Here is a 22,094-nt window from a genome sequence, read left to right as displayed (position 1 = left end):
CTTGGCAGTACTCAGCCCTTGGCCACTTCCAGCACCAGCTTGCCAAAGTTCTCGCCATTGAAGAGCTTGAGCAGCGTGTCGGGGAAAGTCTGCAGGCCCACCACCACGTCTTCCTTGCTCTTCATGCGGCCGTCCTTCAGGTAGCCGGCCATCTCGGCCACGGCCAGGTGGTAGCGGTCGGCGTAGTCGAAGACGACAATGCCTTCCATGCGGGCACGGTTCACCAGCAGGCTCAAATAGTTCTTGGGGCCTTGCACGGCGGTGGTGTTGTTGTACTGGCTGATGGCGCCGCAGATGATGATGCGGGCCTTGCGGTTGATGCGGGCCAGCACATCGTCGAGGATCTCGCCGCCCACGTTGTCAAAGTAGATGTCCACCCCCTTGGGGCAATGTTCTTTCAGACCCGCACGCACGGCGCCGGGGCCGGCTTTGTAGTCGATGCAGGCGTCAAAGCCCAGTTCCTTCACCACCCATTCGCATTTGGCCGCACCGCCGGCAATGCCCACCACGCGGCAGCCCTTGATCTTGGCCATCTGGCCCACGGTCTGGCCCACGGCACCGGCCGCGCCGGACACCACCACGGTCTCGCCCGCTTGCGGCATGCCCACGTCCATCAGGCCGAAGTAGCCGGTCATGCCGGGCATGCCCAGCACGTTGAGCCACTGGGTGAGCGTGCCTGCGCGCAGGTCGATCTTGACCAGGCCGTTGCGCTTCATCTCGTCCTGGGCCAGGGTGATGTACTCCTGCACCCCGAAACCTGCGCTCACGTAGTCGCCCACGGCGTACTTGGCATTTTTACTGGCCACCACCACACCCACGCCACCGGCGCGCATTACTTCGCCAATGCCCACGGGCGGGATGTAGCTCTTGCCTTCGTTCATCCAGCCGCGCATGGCCGGATCCAGGCTCAGCGCCAGGGTCTTGAGGGTCACACCCCCCTCGGCGGGTTCGGCCACCGCCTCGGTGGTGTGGCTCCAGTTCGCAGCGGTGGGCATGCCCACGGGGCGGGCAGCCAGGCGGATTTGGTGGTTGACGAGGTTGGCGAGGGACATGATGGACTCCTGAACATGGGGGCGGCACGCAAGGCACCAGCCGGGGAGCGCATGGTAGCGCCGCCCCCAGAACTCAGGGGTAGCCTAGGCGACAAGTGGCTGGAGTGGGGGCTCTAAACCGTTGCCCGGGCCGCTGGTGGCGGCTACCGGGTTTGCAGCGCCTGCAGCTGGGTGGACAGCTCGCGCACCGCCTGGGTGAGGGCTTGCAGTTCCTGCTCCTTGAGCAGGTCAATCTTCTCGTGCAGCAGCTCAATCTCCAGCTCGGCCTTCACATTGACCTCGTAGTCGCTCTCGGCGTGTTTGCGGTCCAGCTCACTCTGCCGGTTCTGGCTCATCATGATGGCCGGTGCGGTGTAGGCCGCCTGGAAGGACAGCAGCAGGTTCAGCAAGATGAAGGGGTAGGGGTCCCAGGCGTTGTGGCCGGCCAGCACATTGCCTCCTATCCACAGCACGATGGCGCTGCTTTGTAGCAGGATGAAGCGCCAGGACCCAATGGTGCGCGCCACCAGATCGGCCAGGCGCTGCCCCCGCGTGGGCGGCGGCAGGTCGAAGTGCTCTGCCGCGGCGATGACCCGGGGTGGGTGCTTGCGCCGGTGGGTACGCCGGTGTTCGCGCAGCAGCGCGAGCTGGTGCAGGTCCACCGCCAAGGGAGGGGGGGTGGCTGGGGCCGTGTGTGGGGGCATGGCGGGCTTTGCGGTGGAGGAAGGCCCCAGTGTGCGCCTTCTGTGGTTGGCCGCTCAGTGCGCCATGTAGCGCCCGGCGCGGTGGTTGGTGGCCAGGGTCTGGTTCAAGGCTATAGCGCCCAGCACGCTGAGCAGCACGTGTTGCCAGTCGGTCACGGCAAAGGCCAGCAGCACGATGGTGCAGTCCAGCGCCATCTGGATGCGCCCGGCGCGCCAGCCGCGTGTTTCTTGCAGGTAAAGCACCAGCACATTAAAACCACCCAGGCTGGCCCGGTGGCGAAACAAAATCAGCATGCCTGTGCCCATGAGCACGCCGCCAATCAGGGCGGTGGCCACCGGGTGCAGGTGCGCAAAGCCCAGCCACTGGGGCAGCAGATTGGTCAGGGCGGCCAGCAGGGCCACCGCGGCAAAGGTTTTGAGCGTGAACGTGCGCCCCATGCGCCGCCAGGCCAGTGCGTAAAACGGCAGGTTGATGGCAAAAAACACCAGCCCGAAGTTCCAGCCGGTTGCGTAGTGCAGCCAGAAGGCCACGCCTGCCGTGCCTCCGGTCAGCAAGCCCAACTGCTTGAACATCAGCACGCCCAGCGCCACAAATGTGGTGCCGGTCAGCAGGGCCTGGAGGTCTTCAAGAGGGCCGTGGCGCAGATCGGGTGGGGTGGTTTCGGGCATAGGTGTGGCAGTGTCAGGCGGTGGCCGTGTCCCCGCAACTGCCGCCACAACCGTGGATGGCTTGCGCAGGCAGGCGCTCGGGCTGGCTCAGCGCGCCGGTGCGGGGGTCGTAGCCGGCCGAACGCAAGTGCAATGCCAGGGATGCGTCCATGCTTTGCGCGTGCTGCGGGAACCACAGGCCCAGCTCGCGCGCCATCTGGCGCACCACGGCCAGGTCGCCACCGTGGCCGCGCGCCTCGCCTTCGCGCATCACCTGCAGAATGACTTTGTGCTGGGTGGCGTGGCAGTTGCCGGCGGCAAAGCCGGTGTCTTGCATCCACTGGTCTTCCCGGTCAAAGTGGTCTTGCGTGTGGGCAATCAGGGCGGACCAGCGCGGCAGCAGCACGTCGTCCGCGGCCTGCACCACCTCGGCCAGCAGCTCCACAAACTCCTGGTGGGTTTCGTCCATCACTGGCATGTCCAGGGCGAGTGCGTCGCTCCATTGCAGGGTGTCGGGGTGTGGTGCGGTGGGGGTCATGCGGGCGTCTCCAAAAAGTGGACACCAGATTAGCCAACTGGGCTGCGGGGCGTCTTGACCCACATCAGCGGGGGTGCACTCTTCTGGGTTGATAATGCCGCGCAGCCCACCGGTGGCTGCCCATTGGTGCCTTGTTCCCGGCTTTATCCCGCTTCACGCCTGCCATGACCCTTTCTTTTGCGCCCCCCGCCATTGCCGCTCCCCAGGACCTGGACGCCACCCTGCGCAGCCAGGGTTATGCCGTGGTGAGGCCGCAGCAGGTGGCGGCGCTGGCCGGGCTGGACCTGGCGGCCCTGCTGGCCTGGCGCCCCCTGTGGGACGACCTGCCACCCGACGCCTACCTGCGCGATGGTGGCCGCTACCGGCGCCGCCGCCACGCCTGCTTTGTGGTGGAAGGCGCCGCCGTGACGCTGGCCCCACACCGCCCGCACTGGCAGCCGGTGGAATACAACGCCTTGCACGGTGGCATGCAGCGCCACTTCGATCCCATGTCGGCGGCCCTGGTGGCGCAGCCCGTCTGGCAGCACCTGCTGGCCTGGCTGGGCCAGGTGTGCAGCCAGCTCAAGGGCGCGCAACCCTGGTACACCGAGGCACACCAGTTCCGCATCGACACCACGGACGGCATTGGCCGCCCCACGCCCGAGGGCGCACACCGTGACGGTGTGGACCTGGTGGCCGTGTTTCTGGTGGCGCGCGAGGGTGTGAAGGGCGGTGAAACCCGCGTGTTTGACGCTACTGGCCCCAATGGCCAGCGCTTCACCCTGTCCGAACCCTGGTCCCTCTTGTTGCTGGACGATCCGCGCGTGATCCACGAGTCCACGCCCATCCAGCCGGTGGCCGACGGTGGCCACCGCGACACCCTGGTGGTGACCCTGAGGGCGGGCAACTTCCAGGGCGAGCCCGCGCGCTGAGCCCCCGGGGTTTCCCATGTCCTGTACCCCCGAAGAGCTCAACAAGCGCTGCCAGGAGCTGGCCGCCAAGTGGCTGGCCTGCAGCCAGCAAGCCGGGCTCGACAGCTTTGTCGAGTTTGCCGTGTCAGCTTCCAGCCTGACGGAATTTCTGGAAAGCCACGGCCTCTCGGGCCTGCACCAGAGCGCGCACTCGCTGGAGCAAAAAGTGCTCTCGCTCATGGATCAACTGATGGACCCGTCTGCCGGCGGCACCCTGCCAGTCGGTGCCAGCATGCAGCTCGGTGTGCAGGTGCAGGAGTTTGGCGCGCGTGCGCAGGGCTTCATCCAGGGCCATTCGTCTCACCTGACCGAGCGCCGCCAGACGCAGGACACCAGCCAAGACGCGGCGCCGGTGAGCACCCTGGTGCCGCCCAAGACCATTGCCTTTGTGACCGACACCCCCGCCGCCTGGAAAGACCTGGTGGCCCAAGTCGGCTTTTTCCATGTGCAGGTGGCGCTGCTGGGCACGGCGCAGGCCTTGCCTTCGATGCCCGAGCCGGCCATGGTGCTGGTGGACGCGGCCAGCCGCCCGCTGGCGGCCTTTGTGGCGCAGGTGCAGACGCTGCGTGGCCAGTTCTCGGCCAGCCACATCGTGGGTCTGAACGTGGGGGTGGACTTTGAGAGCCAGCAGCAGGCGCTGAGCGCCGGCTGCGACGCCTGCTTTGCCACCGGCACCCAGCACGCAGCCATCATGGCGCGCATCGTCAAGCTCTGCAGCAACGAGGAAGAGCCACCCTACCGCGTGCTGGTGGTGGAAGACTCCAAGACGGCCGGCGCGATGATCCGCCGCACCCTGTCCGAGGCCGGCATGGAGTCGCTGGCCATCACGCGCCCGCAGGACGTGCTGACCGCGCTGGCCTCCTTCCAGCCCGATCTGGTTCTGATGGACATGTACATGCCCGGCTGCACCGGCGTGGAGGTGACGCGGGTGATCCGCCAGCACGCCGAGTTTTTGTCCACACCCGTGGTCTACCTCTCGGGTGACAGCAATGTGGCGCTGCAGGTGGACGCGCTGCGCCTGGGCGGTGACCACTTCCTCACCAAACCCTTCAACCCGGTGATCCTCAACGCCGTGGTCAAGAGCAAGATCGACCGCTACCGCACCCTGCGCCGCACCATGCTGCATGACAGCCTGACCGGCCTGCTCAACCACACCACCTCCAAGCAACAGTTGCAAAGCGCCATCAACGCCGCGCGCCTGGACGGCAGCGGCCTGTGTGTGGCGATGGTGGACATCGACCATTTCAAATCGGTCAACGACACCTACGGCCACCCCATGGGGGACCATGTGATCCGCAGCCTGTCGTGGTTGCTCAAGCAGCGCGTGCGCAAGAGCGATGCCGTGGGCCGCTATGGTGGGGAAGAGTTTGTGGTGATCCTGCCGGGCTCACAGGCCGAGCAGGCGCACACCGTGCTGGACCGCATCCGCGTGGACTTTTCGCGCATCCACCACCCCGTGGACGACGGCTGGTTCAGCTCCAATTTCTCGGGTGGCATTGCGCAGTGGAATGCCGATCTGGATTCCGAGACCCTGCTCAAGCGTGCCGACGAAGCGCTTTACCAGGCCAAGCGGGCAGGGCGCAATCAGGTGCACGTGCTGCAGCCTGTTTTTCAAGTCAAATAGGCATCTAGCCCGCGTGGATATTGCGCAGGCAGCTCCTGAATTAATAGCGTTTCTGGCTGTGGATCAAGCCGCCGCCAGCCCGCCGGTGGCTACGCCGGGCGTCAGCAGGCGCTGCACCAACTCGCGCACCGTCTTGATCTGGCTGCCAAACGGCAGTTCACCCGCACCGCGGAAGAACAGGCCTTTTTTGGTGTCGCCACGCAGTGCGGCGGCCAACTGGTTGTCGATGCAAAACTGGCCCCAGCCCGGCAGGCCATCGCGCAGGCCGCACTGGGCCAGGCAGTCAAAACTTTTGGTGCAGCGCGCCTTCACATGGGCCACCGCCTGCAGCTTGGGCTCGATCTTCATGTAGGCGCGCAGCCAGGGCGTGCCCACGGCACGTGCCGGCAGTCCGGCCACGCTGGTGAATTCCACCATGTCTTCCTCGCGGGCCTCTGCCAGTACACGTTTGAATTCGGCGTGGGCGTCACTCTCCTCGGTCACCGCAAATGCGGTGCCCAATTGCACCGCGTCTGCGCCCAAGGCTTGCAGGCGGGCAATGTCTTCGTGGGTTCGGATGCCACCGGCCGCAATCAGCGGGATGTGCTGCTCGTAGCCCGCGTCCTTGAAAAACTGGCGCACCTGCGGAATCACGTTCTCAAAGTCAAAGCGCGGGTCCTGCAGGTCGGCAATCTTGGCCGCACCCAGGTGGCCCCCGGCCAGGCGCGGGTGCTCGATGACGATGGCGTCGGGCAGGCGTTTTTTGCGTTCCCACTTCTTCACCAGCAACTGCACGCCACGCGCGTCCGACAAGATCGGGATCAGCGCCGCTTTGGGGTGGTCTTTGGCCAGATCGGGCAAGTCCAGCGGCAGGCCGGCGCCCACCACCACGGCATCGATGCCGCATTCCAGGGCGCGGGTCACGTTGGCGGCGTACTCGCTCACCGCACGCATCACGTTGATGGCCAGCAGCCCTTTGCCCCCGGTGCGGGCGCGGGCCGCCGTGATTTCCCGGCCAATGGCGATCAGGTTGGCGCGGTTGATGCCTTCCTTGGCCGCGTCGCCAGGTGCCAGCTCGCGGGTCTCGTCCATCAGGTCGGGGTGGTGGCGGCGCAGATCCACGCTGGAGAGGGTGCCCACCCCGCCCAAGGCCGCCACACTGCCTGCCAGGCGGTTGCCCGAAATGCCAATGCCCATGCCACCCTGCACGATGGGCAGCAGCGTGCGCCCGGCCAGGCGCAAGGCACCCAATCCGCTATCGCGCAGCCAATCGCCGGATTCACTGGCTAAAAATGGCCATTTGGTACTTGCTTGGGTCATGGTGTGCTCTAAGATAGCAGGCGTTGGACAGTCGCACAGCTTAGGGCGAGGCTCGCGGTCTGGCTTTGAGGTGGGTCAAGTTGCTGCGAAATTGGGCAGCACTCCCGGTTCATGACACAAAAAGGTATACCCCAAGAATGAACGCGCTTGTGCAAAGTCTGGCGGCCATGAGCGGCCTGCGTGACCGCGATGCCCTGGATGCTGCGCTGGTGCGCCTGGTGATCGACAGCAGCGAAGGTGCGGTGCGCAGCGCCACGCTGATCCGTGTGGTGGGCGAGGGTGATGACCGGCGCTGCCTGTTGCAGGCTCATCTGGAGGCTGGTCAAACCCAGGTCAGCCGCGACCTGCTGTGGACCGACTGGACCACCTTGCCCCATGTGTCCGATTTCCCTCTGCGCCAGCTGGCTGTGGAGCGGGCCCGTGCGGTGCACAGCGACACCGCCCCCCATGCCGCCGTGGTTCCGTTGCTCACGTCGCAAGGCACTTGGGGCCTGCTGGATCTGGGGGCTGCCCATGCCCTGACCACCCACACGCTGGACCTGGTGGAAGGCATCTTGTTGACCTACAACAACCTGCTGGGTCTGCTGGACTATGGCGAAAAAGATGCGCTGACCGAACTGCTGAACCGCAAGACCTTTGATGGCGCCTTTTTCAAGGCCACCGCAGAACAGCACGGGGATGAGTTGCCCGAGGGCGGCGAGCGCCGCCACGCCGACCCCGACGCGGGAGTGTGGCTGGCCGTGCTGGACATTGACCACTTCAAGCGGGTCAACGACACCTATGGCCACCTGATTGGTGACGAGGTGCTGTTGCTGCTGGCGCGTCTGATGCGCAGCAGCTTCCGCTTCCATGACCAGCTCTACCGCTTTGGTGGTGAAGAATTTGTTGTGCTGATGCGCTGCGACAGCGTGGGCCACGCCCAGACGGCGCTGGAGCGCCTGCGCGAGCGGGTGCAGGCCTATGTGTTCCCGCAGGTGGGCACCATCACCGTGAGCATCGGATTTTCGGTGCTGCTGCCGCACGACACGCCCAGCGGCGCCTTTGGCCGCGCCGACAAGGCGGTCTACCACGCCAAGGAACATGGCCGCAACCAGGTCTGCAGCTACCAGGCGCTGGTCGCCTCGGGTGAGCTGGTGGACCAGGTGGCCGAAGGCATGGACGTGGACCTGTTCTAGCCAGGCCCACGGCGCGTGCCTTAGCGTGCGCGCTCAAAAATGGCGGCAATGCCCTGGCCGCCGCCAATACACATGGTCACCAGCGCGTAGCGGCCGTTGATACGCTCCAGCTCGTAGAGTGCCTTCACGGTAATCAGGGCGCCGGTCGCACCGATGGGGTGGCCCAGCGAAATGCCCGAGCCATTGGGGTTGACCTTGGCCGGGTCCAGGCCCAAGTCCCTGCTGACCGCACAGGCTTGCGCGGCAAAGGCTTCGTTGGCTTCAATCACGTCCAGGTCGTTCACGGTCAGGCCGGCTTTTTGCAGCGCCAGTTTGGACGCAGGCACCGGGCCGATGCCCATGTACTTGGGGTCGACGCCCGCGTGGGCATAGGCCACCAGGCGGGCCAGGGGCTTCAGCCCGCGCGCCTTGGCGGTGGCGGCTTCCATCAGCACCACGGCGGCGGCGGCATCGTTGATGCCCGAGGCATTGCCGGCGGTGACGGTGCCGTTTTCTTTCAGGAACGCGGGTTTGAGCTTGGTCATGTCAGCCAGCGTTGCGTTGGGGCGGAAGTGCTCATCCACGGCGTAAGCCACATCGCCCTTTTTGCTTTTCAGCATGACGGGCAGAATCTGGCTGGTGAAATAGCCCGCCTCGGTGGCCTTCTGCGCGCGGTTGTGGCTTTCCACGGCCAGCGCGTCCTGCTCTTCACGGCTGATGCCCCACTTGGCAGCAATGTTTTCGGCTGTCACGCCCATATGGATGGTGTGGAAAGGGTCGTGCAGTGCGCCAATCACCATGTCCACCATCTTGGTGTCGCCCATGCGGGCGCCCCAGCGCATGTTGAGGCTGGCAAAGGGCGCGCGGCTCATGTTCTCGGCCCCGCCACCAATGGCAATGTCGGCGTCGCCCAGCAGGATGCTCTGGCTGGCGTTGACGATGGCCTGCAGGCCCGAGCCGCACAGGCGGTTGACGTTGTAGGCCGGAGTGCCTTCGCCACAGCCCCCGTGGATGGCCGCCACGCGGCTGAGGTACATGTCCTTGGGCTCGGTGTTGACCACGTGGCCGAAGACCACATGGCCCACATCCTTGCCGTCCACGCTGGCGCGCGCCAGCGACTCGCGCACCACCTGGGCGGCCAGTTCGGTGGGGGGAATATCTTTGAGGCTGCCGCCAAAGGTGCCAATGGCGGTGCGCACAGCGCTGACGACGACGACTTCACGGGTCATGGGAATCTCCTGGATGGATGGGAAGAGCGGGTTTCAGACATCTTACGGCCGCTCTGCGTCATGCATTCTTCACCAATTTGTCACAACACTTCCCTAGGCTTGCAGGGGTAAACCAGCCACCAGGAGTTGCCCGTGAGCGCCAGCGAAGACGAATTGATCCGCCGTATCCAGAATGACATGCTCGACAGCTATGACGAGGAACTGGAAATGGAGCTGGACGATCAGCACCTGGAGCGCCTGGCCGGCGGCCAGGTCCCTGACGCCGATGCCCGCGCCGCGCGCCGCCAGTACTTCAAGGAGCTGTTCCGCATGCAGGGCGAACTCGTCAAGCTGCAGGATTGGGTGGTGGCCACCGGCCACAAGGTGGTGGTGATTTTTGAGGGGCGTGATGCGGCCGGCAAGGGCGGCGCCATCAAACGCATCACCCAGCGCCTGAACCCGCGCGTGTGCCGCGTGGCAGCGCTGCCCGCCCCCAATGACCGCGAGCGCACGCAGTGGTACTTCCAGCGCTATGTGAGCCATCTGCCGGCGGCTGGCGAGATCGTGCTGTTTGACCGCAGCTGGTACAACCGCGCCGGTGTGGAGCGCGTGATGGGCTTTTGCAATGACGAGCAGTTGGAAGAGTTCTTCCGGACTGTGCCCGAGTTCGAGAAGATGCTGGTGCGTTCGGGCATCCAGGTCATCAAGTACTGGTTCTCGATCTCTGACGAAGAGCAGCACAGCCGCTTTCTGGGCCGTATCCACGACCCGCTCAAGCAGTGGAAGCTCAGCCCCATGGACCTGGAGTCCCGCAGCCGCTGGGAGGACTACACCCGCGCCAAGGAAGTGATGCTGGAGCGTACCCACATTGCCGAGGCGCCATGGTGGGTGGTGCAGGCGGTGGACAAAAAGAAGGCCCGTCTCAATTGCATTCACCATTTGTTGCAGCAGATGCCGTATGAGGAGACCGAGCATCCGCCGGTGGTGTTGCCGTCGCGGGTGCGGCATGAGGACTATGAGCGGCAGCCGGTGCCGCAGGACATCATGGTGCCTGAGGTTTACTGACCTCTTTTTAATGGGTCTTTTGCAGGCCTAGACCGCTTTTTTGAACACCCACTCCCCCAGCCCCTCGCCCCGTCGGCGAGGGGAGCTTTTAACAGCCGATTTGGGGGCGTCACTCCGGCTATGGCACTACATAAGTACCGCTGCCAACAGATGGGCATGCCACGGCCAGGGCCAACGGTTGTGGTGAATGCACACATGCTGGTGCGGAGCCACTGGCGGGCGTAGCCGCCAGCCTTGCCCAACAGATCTTTCCGAAGCCCCACAACCGCAGGCGCGGGCCGTGGAGCGCACAAGCAGTGGCAACCTCACCCTTGTGACCGGCGTTCGGCGCGCAACACCCAAATATGGCTGTTAAAAGACTCCCCTCGCCGACGGGGCGAGGGGCTGGGGGAGTGGGTGTCAAAAAAAACGGTGCAACCCCAAAAACAGCAAAGCCCGGAAAGAAGATCAGCCCCGCACATCCACCACAGCGTCCTTCCCAAAATCCGCTCGCGCCAAATACGCCAACACCCGTCGCGCCGCATCGGCAGGGCTGGTGAGTTGTCCCTGTGCGTGCAGACCCGCAAAGCTGCCGAGATCCGGAAACTGCGCGGCATCTGCGCTGCGCAGCTGCCGCTGCATATCGGTGTCAATCACCCCAGGTGCCAGCGAACACACCTTGGCGCCATTGGCCTGCAAGGCCTCGTCCAACGCCACACAGCGTGTGAAATGGTCCATGCCGGCCTTGGCTGCGCAGTAGGCCGCTTGCGAGGCCATGGCGCGCCGCCCCAAGCCGGACGAAATATTCAGCACCTTGCGTGGCAGCGCCCAACTGCGCGTGGCCCCCAGAAAGGCGGCGCTGAGCTGCATGGGGGCTTCCAGACCAACACGCAGGGCCTGGGCCAGTGCGGCGGGCTCGCACTCGGACAAGGGCACCAGGGGCGGAATGACGCCAGCGTTGTTGATCAGTGTGGCACTGGCCAGCGTGGCCGGGTCTTGCTGCATCAACCAGCCATGCAAGCGCGCCGCAGCGGCCGCGCCCTCGGCCAAGTCCAGCGGCCACTGCAGCAGCATGGCGCCCACGTTGTGCGCCTGCTGTTCCAGAGTGGCATTTGTCTGCCGCGAGATGCACAGCAGCAGGGCGCCGGGTTGCAGCAGTTGCTGGGCCATGGCCAGGCCCATGCCGCGCGAGGCGCCGGTGAGGATGGTGAGGTGGTGCATAAGAGGGCGGTGGCAAAGAAAACAATGGGTTGGACTGTAGCGCCTTGCTGCAGGGCAGAGGGCGGCGTACCATGCGTCCATGCTTGCTTTCATGCGTTTCCGAACGGTGCAAATACTGGGTTTGCTGGTGTTGTGGAGCGCCGCATGTGCTGCCGCTGCCGCACCCGCCGACAACGTGCGCATCGGTGTCGGCGAGTACCCGCCGTTCAAGCTGGAGAGCGAGCCTGGTGGTGGGCCGCTGACAGAAATTGTGGTCGAAGCGTTCAAGGCCAGCGGGGTGCGCTCCGCCATTGAGTGGGTGCCCAACAACCGCGCCATCGCGGGCGTCATGTCGGGCCGCTACGACGGCAGCTTTGGCTGGGCACGCAGTGCCGAACGGGAAGAGGCGCTGCTGTTTTCCAGCAAGCCCATCCATACCTATCGGATGGTGTTTGTGCAACGCGCGGGCGAGGTGCGCGACTGGACCAACCTGTCGGACCTGGGGCCATGGCGCATTGGTGTGACCCGCGGCAACTTCTACTCACAAGCCTTTGCCGATCTGCAGGCGCAGGGCGTGCTGGCGGTGGATGAAGCGGCGGATGACGTGAACAACCTCCGGAAGCTGGTCTTCAAACGCATCGACGTGTTCCCCTTGGAGGAGTCCGTTGCGCGTTACCTCATTGCCACCAAGCTGGAGGCCGACGAAGGCCTGCAGCTGGCCGTCCAGAACAAGGCGTTCTGGATGGTGCCCATCCACTTTGTCGTGTCCAAGAAGGTGGCCAATGCGCAGGCCATCATGGACGCCTTTGACGCGGGCTACCGGGAGCTGCAGCGCAGCAAGCGGCTTGAGGTACTGGAGCGCAAGTTGCGAAAGTAGCTATATTTTTAATAGCTGCTTGCGCAATATCCATAAGGGCTAGAGGCCTAAAAGGCTTAAATTTCGGCCCCTTCGACCAGAAAGCGCACACGCCGCACGCCGTTCCATTCGTCTGCATCCAGCCGGAACGCCAGCGTCACCTTGGGCGGTAGCGGCTCGGTGTGGCCGAACCAGATGCCGTCCACCGGCTGGCCCTGGTGCTTGAGTTTGAGTGCCAGGTGTTTCTCACCCACCAGGCGCTGCGACACCACTTCCACCTCTTCGCTGAAAGTGGGGGGTGCAAAGCCCTGGCCCCAGACCTCTTTGTGCAGCGTGTCCACCAGCTCCACGCGGCGGTATTCGGGATTGAGTGGGCCGTCGGTGTCCATGCGGCGCGTCAGGGTGGCGGCATCCAGCCACTCCTGGGCCACCTCGTTCAGGCCATTTTCAAAGTCGTCAAAAAACTCTTCCGCCACGGTACAGCCCGCGGCCATGGCGTGGCCGCCAAAACGCAGGATGACGCCGGGGTAACGTTTGGCCACCAGGTCCAGTGCGTCGCGCAAATGGAAGCCGGGGATGCTGCGGCCCGAGCCCTTGAGCTCGTGCTCTTTGCCTTCGGCTGCGCTGGCGGCAAACACAAAGGTGGGGCGGTGCAGCTTGTCCTTGATGCGGCTGGCCACGATGCCCACCACACCTTCGTGGAAGTCGGGGTCGAACACACAGATGGCGGGCGGCGGCTCATCACCTTCGTCAAACAGGCTCTCGGCAATCATCATGGCCTGCTCGCGCATGTCGCCCTCGATCTCGCGGCGCTCGCGGTTGATGCCGTCCAGCGTCTTGGCCAGTTCGTCGGCGCGGCCGGGGTCGTCGGTCAACAGGCATTCGATGCCCAGCGTCATGTCGGAGAGGCGGCCTGCCGCGTTGATGCGCGGCCCCAGGGCAAAGCCAAAATCAAAGGTGGTGGCGACCTCCGCCTTGCGCCCGGCTGCTGCAAAAAGACTAGCTAGTCCCGCAGGCATGGCAAGGGCCCGAACCCGTTTGAGACCTTGGGCGACGAGGCGGCGGTTGTTCGCGTCCAGCTTCACCACATCGGCCACGGTGCCCAGTGCCACCAAGGGCAGTAGTACATCGAGTTTGGGCTGGCTGGCCGCGTCAAACACACCGCGCTTGCGCAGCTCGCCACGCAGCGCCAGCAGGGTGTAGAACATCACGCCCACACCGGCGATGGATTTGCTCTCAAACGTGCAGCCGGGCTGGTTGGGGTTGACGATGACGTCGGCGTTGGGCAACTCGTTGCCGGGCAGGTGGTGGTCGGTCACCAGCACCTGCAGGCCCAGGGCCTTGGCGCGTGCCACGCCGTCCACGCTGGCAATGCCGTTGTCCACGGTGATCAGCACATCGGCGCCAGACTTCTTGACCCGCTCGCTGATCGGGGCGGTCAGGCCATAGCCGTCCACCACGCGGTCGGGTACCAGGTAGTCCACGTGTGGTGCGCCCAGCAGGCGCAGGCCGCGCACGGCCACGGCGCAGGCGGTGGCGCCATCGCAGTCGTAGTCGGCCACCACACAGAGTTTTTTGGCCTGCGCGATGGCGTCGGCCAGCAGCACGGCGGCGCGGTCCACACCCAGCAGGGTGCTGGGGGGCAGCAGCTTGGCCAGTGCATCGTCGAGTTCATCGGGGCCGTGCACGCCGCGGGCGGCGTACAGGCGTGCCAGCAGGGGGTGCACGCCGGCCTGTTCCAGGGCCCACACCGAGCGGGGAGGGATGTCGCGGGGGACGATGTTCATAAGGTGAGCAGCAATTCGTGCGGGGGCGGCGCAGTAAAGCGGCGTTGCAGGCGGTTCCACCAGGGACTGCTTTGCAGCACAAAGGTGGGGGCCAGGCGCTCGCCGCAGAGGGTGATTTCCATGGCTTCGTTGGCCTTGGCATGGGTCAGCAGTTTGGCAATCAGGCCAGCATCCAGTGCCTGCCAGGCTTTGGCCCACGCCTGGCCGTCGTCGCGCAGGGCGGCCTCGGCCAGGCTGTTTTCCATCTCCACACGCGGGGCTGGCGCACTGCGTGGCGCGGTGGGCTGGGTGCCGGTGCCGCTGATCCAGAAGGAGTTGACCGGTGGCAAAAATTGCGCCTTGCGTGCGTCATTGACCGGGTGGGTGTAGAGCAGCATTTGCATTTCATTTTGCAAACGGCGCAGTGGCTGGGCTTGGGGCTGGCGTGGCATCCAGCCATCCACCCGTGCGCCGCGTGTGCGCGCCAGCGAGGCCGTGGGCAGATCAGCCAGCACGTCACCCTGGGCCAGCCAGGTGGTGCTGTTGAGCGGGTGCAGCGTGATGCCGTCCTCGACAAAATAGGGCTGCATGGCGGCGCGCAGGGCGTCCGAGTCGTGGGCGCTGAGGGCGAGCTTGTACGGGTCTTCCATGGTCACATGGTCGGCGTTCACGCGCCAGTGGCAGGGGGTGATCCAGGCCCAACCGCTGGCGCCATGCAGCTTGGTCAGGCCCAGGTGCTCGGCGTCCAGTGCCGCCCAAGGCACTAGGCCGTCTGCGCCCTGCAGGCCCAGGCTCTTGGCGTGCACGCGCTCACTCAGGGGGGTTAGCGACTCGGCCGAGCCCAGCAATGGCGGGGTCGGGTTCAGCAAGCTGAGCAGTTGGGCCAGGTTGGGCAGCGAGAGCTGGGCCATGGCTGCCTGGCAGTGGAGGCCCGCCGGTGCAGCGTAGGGAATAACGGTGTGCATGGAAGGATTGTCCCGCATGGATGCCACAATCCGCCCACCTCTGCATTTTGTAACTTTTGATGCGACTTCCCTACGAGCTCACCATCGGCTGGCGCTACACGCGCGCAGGCCGGGCCACACGGCGCAACGGCTTCATCTCCTTTATCTCGGGCGTGTCCATGCTGGGCATTGCGCTGGGTGTGGCGGCGCTCATCATTGTGCTGAGTGTGATGAACGGCTTCCAGAAGGAAGTGCGCGACCGCATGCTGGGCGTGGTCTCCCACATCGAGGTGTTTGCCCCTGGCGGCCAGGCGCTGCCCGATGTGGACCGCACCCTGCGCGAAGCCCGTGAGAACGCGCAGGTGGTGGGCGCGGCGCCCTTTGTGGCCGCGCAGGCCCTGGTGGCGCGGGGCGAAGAGATGAAAGGCGCCATGGTGCGCGGCATTGACCCCGCGCGCGAGCCCGAGGTGTCCGACGTGGCCACCGGCGCGCAGGCCGCGGTACTGGCCCAGCTGGTGCCGGGCGAGTTTGGTGTGGTGTTGGGCGGCGAGCTGGCACGCAGCATGGGCGTGGTCAAAGGCGACCGCGTGACGCTGATAGCGCCCAGCGGACAGGTCACGCCCGCAGGGGTGGTGCCCCGCCTCAAGCAAATGACGGTGGTGGGTACTTTTGATTCCGGCCACTACGAATACGACTCGGCCCTGGTGTTTGTGCACTGGGAAGACGCGGCCAAGATTTTCCGCCTGGAAGGACCCACCGGCGTGCGCCTCAAGCTCAAGGACTTGCACCAGGCGCGCGAGGTGGCCCAAGAGCTGAGCCACACCCTGAGTGGCGATCTGCTGTTGCGCGACTGGACACGCCAGAACCGTACCTGGTTTGCCGCGGTGCAAGTCGAGAAACGCATGATGTTCATCATCCTCACACTCATCGTGGCCGTGGCGGCCTTCAATCTGGTCAGCACGCTGGTCATGACCGTGACCGACAAACGTGCTGACATCGCCATCCTGCGCACGCTGGGTGCCAGCCCGGGCAGCATCATGGGCATTTTTGTGGTGCAGGGCGCCATGGTGGGGGTGATCGGCACGCTGGCCGGCCTGTTGCTGGGGCTGGGCGTGGCCTTCAACATCGACGTGATCGTGCCAGCGCTGGAGCGCCTGCTGGGTGCCAGCTTTTTGCCGCAAGACATCTACCTGATCAGCCGCATGCCCAGCGATCCGCAGCAAAGTGACATAGTGCCGGTGGCGGTGATCGCCTTGCTCATGGCCTTTGTCGCCACCCTGTACCCCAGCTGGCGCGCCAGCCAGGTGAACCCCGCCGAGGCCTTGCGTTATGAATGAGCATTTGTCCCCCGTAGAGCAGGCGCTGGCCGCCGCCCAGTACCAACAGGTGGCGGATCTGGCCCGCCCGGCCGCTGCCACCCCGCCGGGAGAGGTGGTGCTGCAAGTGCGTGGCCTGACCAAGCGTTTTCAGGAAGGGCGCCTGGACGTGACGGTGCTGCAGGGCGTGGACCTGCAGGTGCACCGGGGCGAGACCCTGGCCATCGTGGGGGCCTCGGGGTCTGGCAAAAGCACGCTGCTGCACCTGATGGGCGGGCTGGATGCGCCCAGCAGCGGCCATGTGGACCTGCTGGGCCACCCCCTGGCCGAACTGTCCCCCGCGGCCCAGGGCCGCTTGCGCAACCAGCACCTGGGTTTTGTCTACCAGTTTCACCACCTGTTGCCCGAGTTCAGTGCGCTCGACAACGTAGCCATGCCATTGACAATTCGGCGTGTAGACCCCGTGGATGCTGCGCAAGCAGCTATGAAAATGCTAGCGATTGTGGGGCTGGAGCACCGCATGCACCACCGCCCGGCCGAGCTCTCTGGTGGCGAGCGCCAGCGTGTGGCGATTGCGCGCGCGCTGGTCACCCAACCCGACTGCGTGCTGGCGGACGAGCCCACCGGCAACCTGGACCGCAGCACCGCCGATGGGGTGTTCGACCTGATGCTGACGCTGGCGCGCGACCAGGGCACCGCTTTTGTGCTGGTGACCCACGACGCCACGCTGGCCGCGCGCTGCAGCCGCCAGCTGCAGCTGGTGTCGGGGCGTTTCGCGGGTTAAGGCGCAGCCCCAGGAGCCTGCCGCCGAAGCGCGGGTGGCTTGCGATTTGCTGACGGGACGGACGGGCAAGGCCCGCGTCCAAGGGTTCTCGCGGATGACGGCGGGGTGGGGGGCTCCTATCCTGCCCCATCCAATTTCTAGAGAATCACTATGAACCGTCGTTGGCATTCCTGGTTGAGCGTGGTGGTGGGGGCGGGGCTGGCCATGGGGGCTGCCGCGCAGACCGCCAAGCCTTTGCGCATCGGACTCATCGGTCCTTTCTCTGGCCCCTCTGCCGACTTTGGCATCCCCATGCTCAATGGCGCCAAACTGGCGGTGGACGAGATCAATGCCGCGGGCGGCTACCTGGGGCGGCCGCTGGAGCTGGTAGTGAAGGACGACACTGCCAACCCCGACGTGGGCCTGAAAAACGCGCAGGACATGCTCAAGGAGGACGTGGTGGGCACCCTTGGCTTCTGCAATACGGGCGTGGCCATGAAGTCCCTGGACGTATTCCAGACCGCCAAGCTCCCGCTCATCGTGCCCTGTGCCACGGGCACGCCGATCACCGCCAAATACCCCGCTGCGGAGAGCTATATCTTCCGTACCTCCGCGCGCGACGCCATCCAGGCCCCGTTTGTGGTGGATGACATCGTGAGCCGCGGCTGGACCAAGGTGGCGATCTTTGCCGACAAGACGCCATACGGCGAGGGTGGCATGAACGATGTGGTCAAGGCATTGGCCAGCAAGAACCTGCAGCCCGTGTTTGTGGCGCGCTTCGACCTGGGGGTGAAAGACCTGCAGGCCGAGCTCAAGGCCGCCCAGGCCGCCGGGGCCAACGTGGTGTTCAGCTACACCGTGGGGCCCGAAAACGCGGTGATCGCCAAGGGGCGTCAGGCCCTCAAGTGGACGGTGCCCCAGGTGGGGGCCTGGCCACTGTCCTTTCCCTTCTTCATCGATGGCGCCAAGGACGCCGCCGAAGGCGCGCTGATGGCACAAACCTTCATCGCCGAGCCCAGCAACGAGCGGCGCATCTCTTTCCTGAGTGCCTACGCCCGCAAATTCAACACCAAAAAGATCACCGTGCCCATGGCCGCTGCCCAGGCCTACGACACGGTGTACCTGCTGACCTACGCGATCTTGTCCATCCGCGATGGCAACCTCTCGGGCCCCAGCATCAAGGCTGCGCTGGAAAACATGCCCCGTGTGTACTACGGTGTCACAGCCACACATGAGCGGCCCTTCAGCAAGGACGACAAAGACGCCATCACCAGCAATATGTTGGTGATGGGCTTGGTGAAAAACGGTGCGGTAACCTTCGCCTATCCCGAAGACCGTACCCGCAACCTGTTTGTGCAGCGCAAACGCTGACGCCACCACCACCATGCGCTGGATAGACACCCACTGCCATCTGGACGCCTTTGAGGCGGACCAGCAGGTGGACGCCGTCTGCCTTGCTGCCCGGCAAGCGGGGGTGGTGCACTGTGTCATTCCGGCGGTGGAGGTGGCCAATCTGGCAGTGGTGCGCCAGCTGGCCCACCACCAGAACCACAGCTACTGTCTGGGTATTCACCCCCTGTATGTGCCCACGGCGCAAGAGGACGCGCTGGCGGTGCTGGCCCAACAGCTGCAAGCCCACCAGGCCGACCCGCGCCTGGTGGCGGTGGGGGAGATCGGGCTGGACTATTTTGTGCCGCAGCTCAGCCAAAGCCCCTGGCGCGAGACACAAGAGGCCATCTACCGCGCCCAACTCAAGCTGGCCCGCCAGTTTGAGTTGCCCGTGGTGCTGCATGTGCGGCGCTCGGCCGACCGCCTGCTCAAACACCTGCGCGAGGTGGCTGGCCCCGGCGGACGCTGGCAGGGCATTGCCCATGCCTTCAATGGCAGCGCGGTGCAAGCACAGGAATTCATCAAGCTGGGTTTCAAGCTGGGTTTTGGGGGCGCCGTCACGTTTGAACGCGCCCACCAACTGCGCCACCTGGCCCAAACCCTGCCGCTGGACGCGCTGGTGCTGGAGACGGATGCCCCCGACATTCCACCGCATTGGCTCTACACCACGGCGGCCGAGCGTTCCGCGGGTGCACCCCAGGGACGCAACACACCGGCCGAACTGCCGCGCATTGCCCAGACGATCGCCCAGCTGCGCGGCATGGCGCTGGAGGATCTGGCCGTAGCCACGACGGACAACGCCTGTAAAGCCCTGCCGAAACTGGCCGCGCTGCTGGTATAAATCCCCATGGCACGAAAAGCACCTCTCTCTCTCCCCGAAGTCAATTTTTCCGAAGAAGGCCCCATCCGCCACCTGCACCTGGGCAGCGAATGGATCCAGGGCTCCATGCTGGTGGACGCACCCACCGTGTTGGTGCACGAATACATCCAGCGCATGATGGCCTGGCTGCTGTTTGTCGACCCCATCACCGTGCCCAAGCGGCAGGCGCTGCAGTTGGGTCTGGGGGCGGGGTCGCTCACCAAGTTCTGCCACAAAGAACTCAAGATGAAGACCACCGCCATCGAACTCAACCCGCAGGTGTTGCACGCCTGCCGCGGCTGGTTCAAGCTACCGGCCGACAACAGCCGCATGCAGGTGGTGCTGGCCGATGCATCCGAAGAAATCAAGAAGGACGCGTGGCTGGGCGCCGTGGATGCGCTGCAGGTGGACCTGTACGACGAAGAGGCCGCCGCGCCCGTGCTCGACAGTGCCGACTTTTATGCCGACTGCCGTGCCACCCTGACGGAAGAGGGCTGCATGACTGTGAACCTGTTTGGCCGCAGCTCCAGCTTCCAGGCCAGTGTGGACAAAATTGCACAGGCCTTTGGTGCAGATGCCATCTGGGCCTTCAAGGCCACGCGGGAAGGCAACACAGTGGTGCTGGCCCAGCGCACCCCCAGCCGCCCCAAGCGTGCGCTGCTCATGGAGCGCGCCGAGTTCATCCAGTCCCATTGGGGGTTGCCTGCCGATAAATGGGTGCGTGTTTTTAAACCGGTGCAGGCATGAGCACGGCCGCCAAGAAATCCGCACCTGGTGTTGCATCGCACCTCGGTCCGGTGGACTGGCGCCGACTTGTGGAGTGGCTGCAGCACGACAAGGTGATTGCCGAGGACGAGGCCCAGCGCACCATCAGCCGCTGCGCACAGGCCGAAAGTTCGCAGCACCCGTTGGTCCGCCTGGCCAGCGTGTCCATGCGCCGCGCGTCGGACCAGAAACCGCTCGACATCGAGATGTTGACCCAGTGGCTGGCGCTGCGCGCCGGGTTGGATTACCTGCGCATTGACCCGCTCAAGGTGGATGTGGGCAAGGTGGCCGACGCCATGAGTGCGGCCTATGCCGAGCGCCACCGCATCCTGCCGGTGGTGGTCACGCCCAGCGAGATCACCGTGGCCACGGCCGAACCCTTTATTACCGACTGGGTGGCCGAGGTGGAGCGCCAGAGCCGCCGCAGCGTCAAACGCGTGGTGGCCAGTCCGCAAGAAATTACCCGCTACACCGCCGAGTTTTATGCGCTGGCCAAAAGCGTGCGCGCTGCCAGCAAAAACGGAGCGAACAATGGCGCCAGCTTTGAACAGCTGGTGGAGCTGGGCAAGAGCAACAAACAGCTCGATGCCAACGACCAGGGCGTGGTGCAGGTGGTGGACTGGCTGTGGCAATACGCCTTTGACCAGCGCGCCAGCGACATCCACCTGGAGCCACGGCGCGAGCAGGGCGTGATCCGCTTTCGCATCGATGGCGTGTTGCACCCGGTCTACCAGATGCCCATGGGCGTGCTCAACGCCATGACCGCGCGCATCAAGCTGCTGGGCCGCATGGATGTGATCGAAAAGCGCCGCCCGCAGGACGGCCGCATCAAGACCCGCAACCCGCGTGGCGATGAAATTGAAATGCGTATCTCCACCTTGCCTACGGCCTTTGGCGAGAAGATGGTGATGCGCATTTTTGACCCCGACAACGCGGTGAAAGATTTGGACGCGCTGGGCTTCACCAGCCACGACGCCACGCGCTGGGAGCAACTGGTGCAGCGGCCACACGGCATCATTCTGGTCACCGGCCCCACGGGTTCTGGCAAGACCACCACGCTGTACTCCACGCTCAAGCGGGTGGCCACCGAAGAGGTGAACGTGAGCACGGTGGAGGACCCGATCGAAATGATCGAGCCGTCTTTCAACCAGACCCAGGTGCAGCCGCAGCTGGACTTCGGCTTTCCGCAGGGCCTGCGTGCCCTCATGCGGCAGGACCCGGACATCATCATGGTGGGCGAAATCCGTGACCTGGAAACCGCCGAGATGGCGGTGCAGGCCGCGCTCACCGGCCACTTGGTGTTTTCCACCCTGCACACCAACGACGCACCCTCCGCCGTCACCCGCTTGATGGAGCTGGGCATTCCGCCCTATCTGATCAACGCCACCTTGCTGGGTGTGCTGGCGCAGCGCTTGGTGCGCACGCTATGCAAGCAATGCAAGGTGCGTGACGATGAGGCCAGCCGCGAAGCACTGAGCGAGATGGTCAAACCCTGGCAGATCAATGGCGGCTACAAGCCGTTCAAGCCGGTGGGGTGTGTGGACTGCCGCATGACCGGGTTTATGGGGCGCATGGGCTTGTATGAACTGCTGGTGGTCACCGAGGGCTTCAAGTCGCGCGTGAGTTCCGACGCCAACATAGACGCCCTGCGCCGCCAGGCTGTGAGCGACGGCATGCGCCCACTGCGGCTGGCCGGCGCCTTGCGCGTGGCAGAGGGCCAAACGGTGATGGAGGAAGTGCTGACCTCCACGCCCCCGCTGCACGGGTGAGTCAGGCGGAAAACAAAGCCCCTAAAAATGCAGGCAGAATGCGTGACCGTTTAGTTGTAGGAGACAGACAGTGAATATAAAAAGCCAAAAAGATTTTTTCTCCGGCCTGATGTTCATGGGCGTAGGCGTTGCCTTTGCCTGGGGCGCCACGGGGTACACACTGGGAGACGGAGCCCGCATGGGGCCTGGCTACTTCCCGCTGGCCCTGGGCGTGCTGCTGGCCTTTCTGGGCAGCATCATCACCTTCAAGGCCCTGGTGGTGGAAAC

21 protein-coding genes are annotated in these 22,094 nt (G+C 64.9%); 12 read left to right on the top strand and 9 right to left on the bottom strand.

What is annotated here, in order from left to right; translation table 11 throughout:
• Positions 1-11: 11 nt before the first annotated feature.
• From AC3WS7_RS17435 to AC3WS7_RS17420, 4 genes are all read right to left on the bottom strand, one after another.
• Entirely contained in the window at positions 12-1,052 is a 1,041-nt protein-coding gene (locus AC3WS7_RS17435) for an NADP-dependent oxidoreductase (protein WP_492657237.1), read from the bottom strand.
• Positions 1,053-1,195: 143 nt separating this feature from the next.
• A complete protein-coding gene (locus AC3WS7_RS17430) occupies positions 1,196-1,735 on the bottom strand; it encodes a DUF1003 domain-containing protein (protein ID WP_492657236.1) in 540 nt (179 codons plus the stop codon).
• A 54-nt stretch (positions 1,736-1,789) separates the two neighbouring features.
• Complete coding sequence (locus AC3WS7_RS17425; protein ID WP_492657235.1) at positions 1,790-2,404, bottom strand: YitT family protein; 615 nt, start codon at positions 2,402-2,404, stop codon at positions 1,790-1,792.
• Positions 2,405-2,417: 13 nt separating this feature from the next.
• Positions 2,418-2,921, bottom strand: a complete 504-nt coding sequence (locus tag AC3WS7_RS17420) for a hemerythrin domain-containing protein (RefSeq protein ID WP_296471466.1) — start codon at positions 2,919-2,921, stop codon at positions 2,418-2,420.
• A gap of 164 nt (positions 2,922-3,085) precedes the next feature.
• Between AC3WS7_RS17420 and AC3WS7_RS17415 the strand changes: the two genes are divergently transcribed.
• Positions 3,086-3,832, top strand: coding sequence for a 2OG-Fe dioxygenase family protein (locus AC3WS7_RS17415; protein WP_492657234.1), 747 nt, complete (start codon positions 3,086-3,088; stop codon positions 3,830-3,832).
• A 16-nt stretch (positions 3,833-3,848) separates the two neighbouring features.
• Positions 3,849-5,495, top strand: coding sequence for a GGDEF domain-containing response regulator (locus AC3WS7_RS17410; protein WP_492657233.1), 1,647 nt, complete (start codon positions 3,849-3,851; stop codon positions 5,493-5,495).
• Positions 5,496-5,558: 63 nt separating this feature from the next.
• On the opposite strand, the gene AC3WS7_RS17405 is transcribed toward AC3WS7_RS17410, so the two are convergent.
• On the bottom strand, positions 5,559-6,794 hold the full coding sequence (locus tag AC3WS7_RS17405) for an NAD(P)H-dependent flavin oxidoreductase (RefSeq protein WP_492657232.1): 1,236 nt from the start codon (positions 6,792-6,794) through the stop codon (positions 5,559-5,561).
• Positions 6,795-6,931: 137 nt separating this feature from the next.
• Here AC3WS7_RS17405 and AC3WS7_RS17400 point away from each other — a divergent pair, with 137 nt between their 5' ends.
• Positions 6,932-7,969, top strand: coding sequence for a GGDEF domain-containing protein (locus AC3WS7_RS17400; RefSeq protein ID WP_492657231.1), 1,038 nt, complete (start codon positions 6,932-6,934; stop codon positions 7,967-7,969).
• Between the two features lie 20 nt (positions 7,970-7,989).
• Here AC3WS7_RS17400 and bktB read toward each other — a convergent pair whose 3' ends face one another.
• Complete coding sequence (gene bktB / locus AC3WS7_RS17395) at positions 7,990-9,177, bottom strand: beta-ketothiolase BktB (RefSeq protein ID WP_492657230.1); 1,188 nt, start codon at positions 9,175-9,177, stop codon at positions 7,990-7,992.
• Between the two features lie 177 nt (positions 9,178-9,354).
• Here bktB and ppk2 point away from each other — a divergent pair, with 177 nt between their 5' ends.
• Positions 9,355-10,221, top strand: coding sequence for a polyphosphate kinase 2 (gene ppk2, locus AC3WS7_RS17390; protein WP_492657273.1), 867 nt, complete (start codon positions 9,355-9,357; stop codon positions 10,219-10,221).
• A gap of 447 nt (positions 10,222-10,668) precedes the next feature.
• On the opposite strand, the gene AC3WS7_RS17385 is transcribed toward ppk2, so the two are convergent.
• On the bottom strand, positions 10,669-11,421 hold the full coding sequence (locus AC3WS7_RS17385; RefSeq protein ID WP_492657229.1) for an SDR family NAD(P)-dependent oxidoreductase: 753 nt from the start codon (positions 11,419-11,421) through the stop codon (positions 10,669-10,671).
• A 79-nt stretch (positions 11,422-11,500) separates the two neighbouring features.
• Between AC3WS7_RS17385 and AC3WS7_RS17380 the strand changes: the two genes are divergently transcribed.
• Complete coding sequence (locus AC3WS7_RS17380; protein WP_492657228.1) at positions 11,501-12,277, top strand: substrate-binding periplasmic protein; 777 nt, start codon at positions 11,501-11,503, stop codon at positions 12,275-12,277.
• A 56-nt stretch (positions 12,278-12,333) separates the two neighbouring features.
• Here the strand turns inward: AC3WS7_RS17380 and recJ are convergent, their stop codons facing one another.
• Both recJ and AC3WS7_RS17370 read right to left on the bottom strand, forming a co-directional pair.
• A complete protein-coding gene (gene recJ / locus AC3WS7_RS17375; protein WP_492657227.1) occupies positions 12,334-14,043 on the bottom strand; it encodes a single-stranded-DNA-specific exonuclease RecJ in 1,710 nt (569 codons plus the stop codon).
• Positions 14,040-14,987, bottom strand: coding sequence for a hypothetical protein (locus AC3WS7_RS17370; protein ID WP_492657226.1), 948 nt, complete (start codon positions 14,985-14,987; stop codon positions 14,040-14,042). The genes recJ and AC3WS7_RS17370 overlap by 4 nt, the downstream gene beginning before the upstream one ends.
• A 59-nt stretch (positions 14,988-15,046) precedes the next feature.
• On the opposite strand from AC3WS7_RS17370, the gene AC3WS7_RS17365 reads away from it, so the two are divergent.
• The 7 genes from AC3WS7_RS17365 to AC3WS7_RS17335 form a co-directional block, all read left to right on the top strand.
• Positions 15,047-16,303 (top strand): lipoprotein-releasing ABC transporter permease subunit, encoded by a 1,257-nt coding sequence (locus AC3WS7_RS17365; RefSeq protein ID WP_492657225.1) that lies wholly within the window; start codon positions 15,047-15,049, stop codon positions 16,301-16,303.
• A gap of 94 nt (positions 16,304-16,397) precedes the next feature.
• Entirely contained in the window at positions 16,398-17,066 is a 669-nt protein-coding gene (lolD, locus tag AC3WS7_RS17360; protein WP_492657272.1) for a lipoprotein-releasing ABC transporter ATP-binding protein LolD, read from the top strand.
• 150 nt (positions 17,067-17,216) lie between these two features.
• Positions 17,217-18,416 (top strand): ABC transporter substrate-binding protein, encoded by a 1,200-nt coding sequence (locus AC3WS7_RS17355; protein WP_492657224.1) that lies wholly within the window; start codon positions 17,217-17,219, stop codon positions 18,414-18,416.
• A 13-nt stretch (positions 18,417-18,429) separates the two neighbouring features.
• On the top strand, positions 18,430-19,275 hold the full coding sequence (locus AC3WS7_RS17350; protein WP_492657223.1) for a TatD family hydrolase: 846 nt from the start codon (positions 18,430-18,432) through the stop codon (positions 19,273-19,275).
• Positions 19,276-19,281: 6 nt separating this feature from the next.
• Complete coding sequence (locus AC3WS7_RS17345; RefSeq protein ID WP_296471489.1) at positions 19,282-20,040, top strand: class I SAM-dependent methyltransferase; 759 nt, start codon at positions 19,282-19,284, stop codon at positions 20,038-20,040.
• Positions 20,037-21,827, top strand: coding sequence for a type IV pilus assembly ATPase TfpB (gene tfpB, locus AC3WS7_RS17340; protein ID WP_296471491.1), 1,791 nt, complete (start codon positions 20,037-20,039; stop codon positions 21,825-21,827). Before AC3WS7_RS17345 ends, tfpB begins: the two co-directional genes overlap by 4 nt.
• A 70-nt stretch (positions 21,828-21,897) precedes the next feature.
• Positions 21,898-22,094 (top strand): tripartite tricarboxylate transporter TctB family protein (locus tag AC3WS7_RS17335; RefSeq protein ID WP_492657222.1); only part of this gene is annotated, 197 nt, incomplete at its 3' end.

The organism is Rhodoferax sp. EU05-FHT12H12 (assembly GCF_058791215.1).
This window is presented reverse-complemented; position numbering and strand designations above follow the sequence as displayed.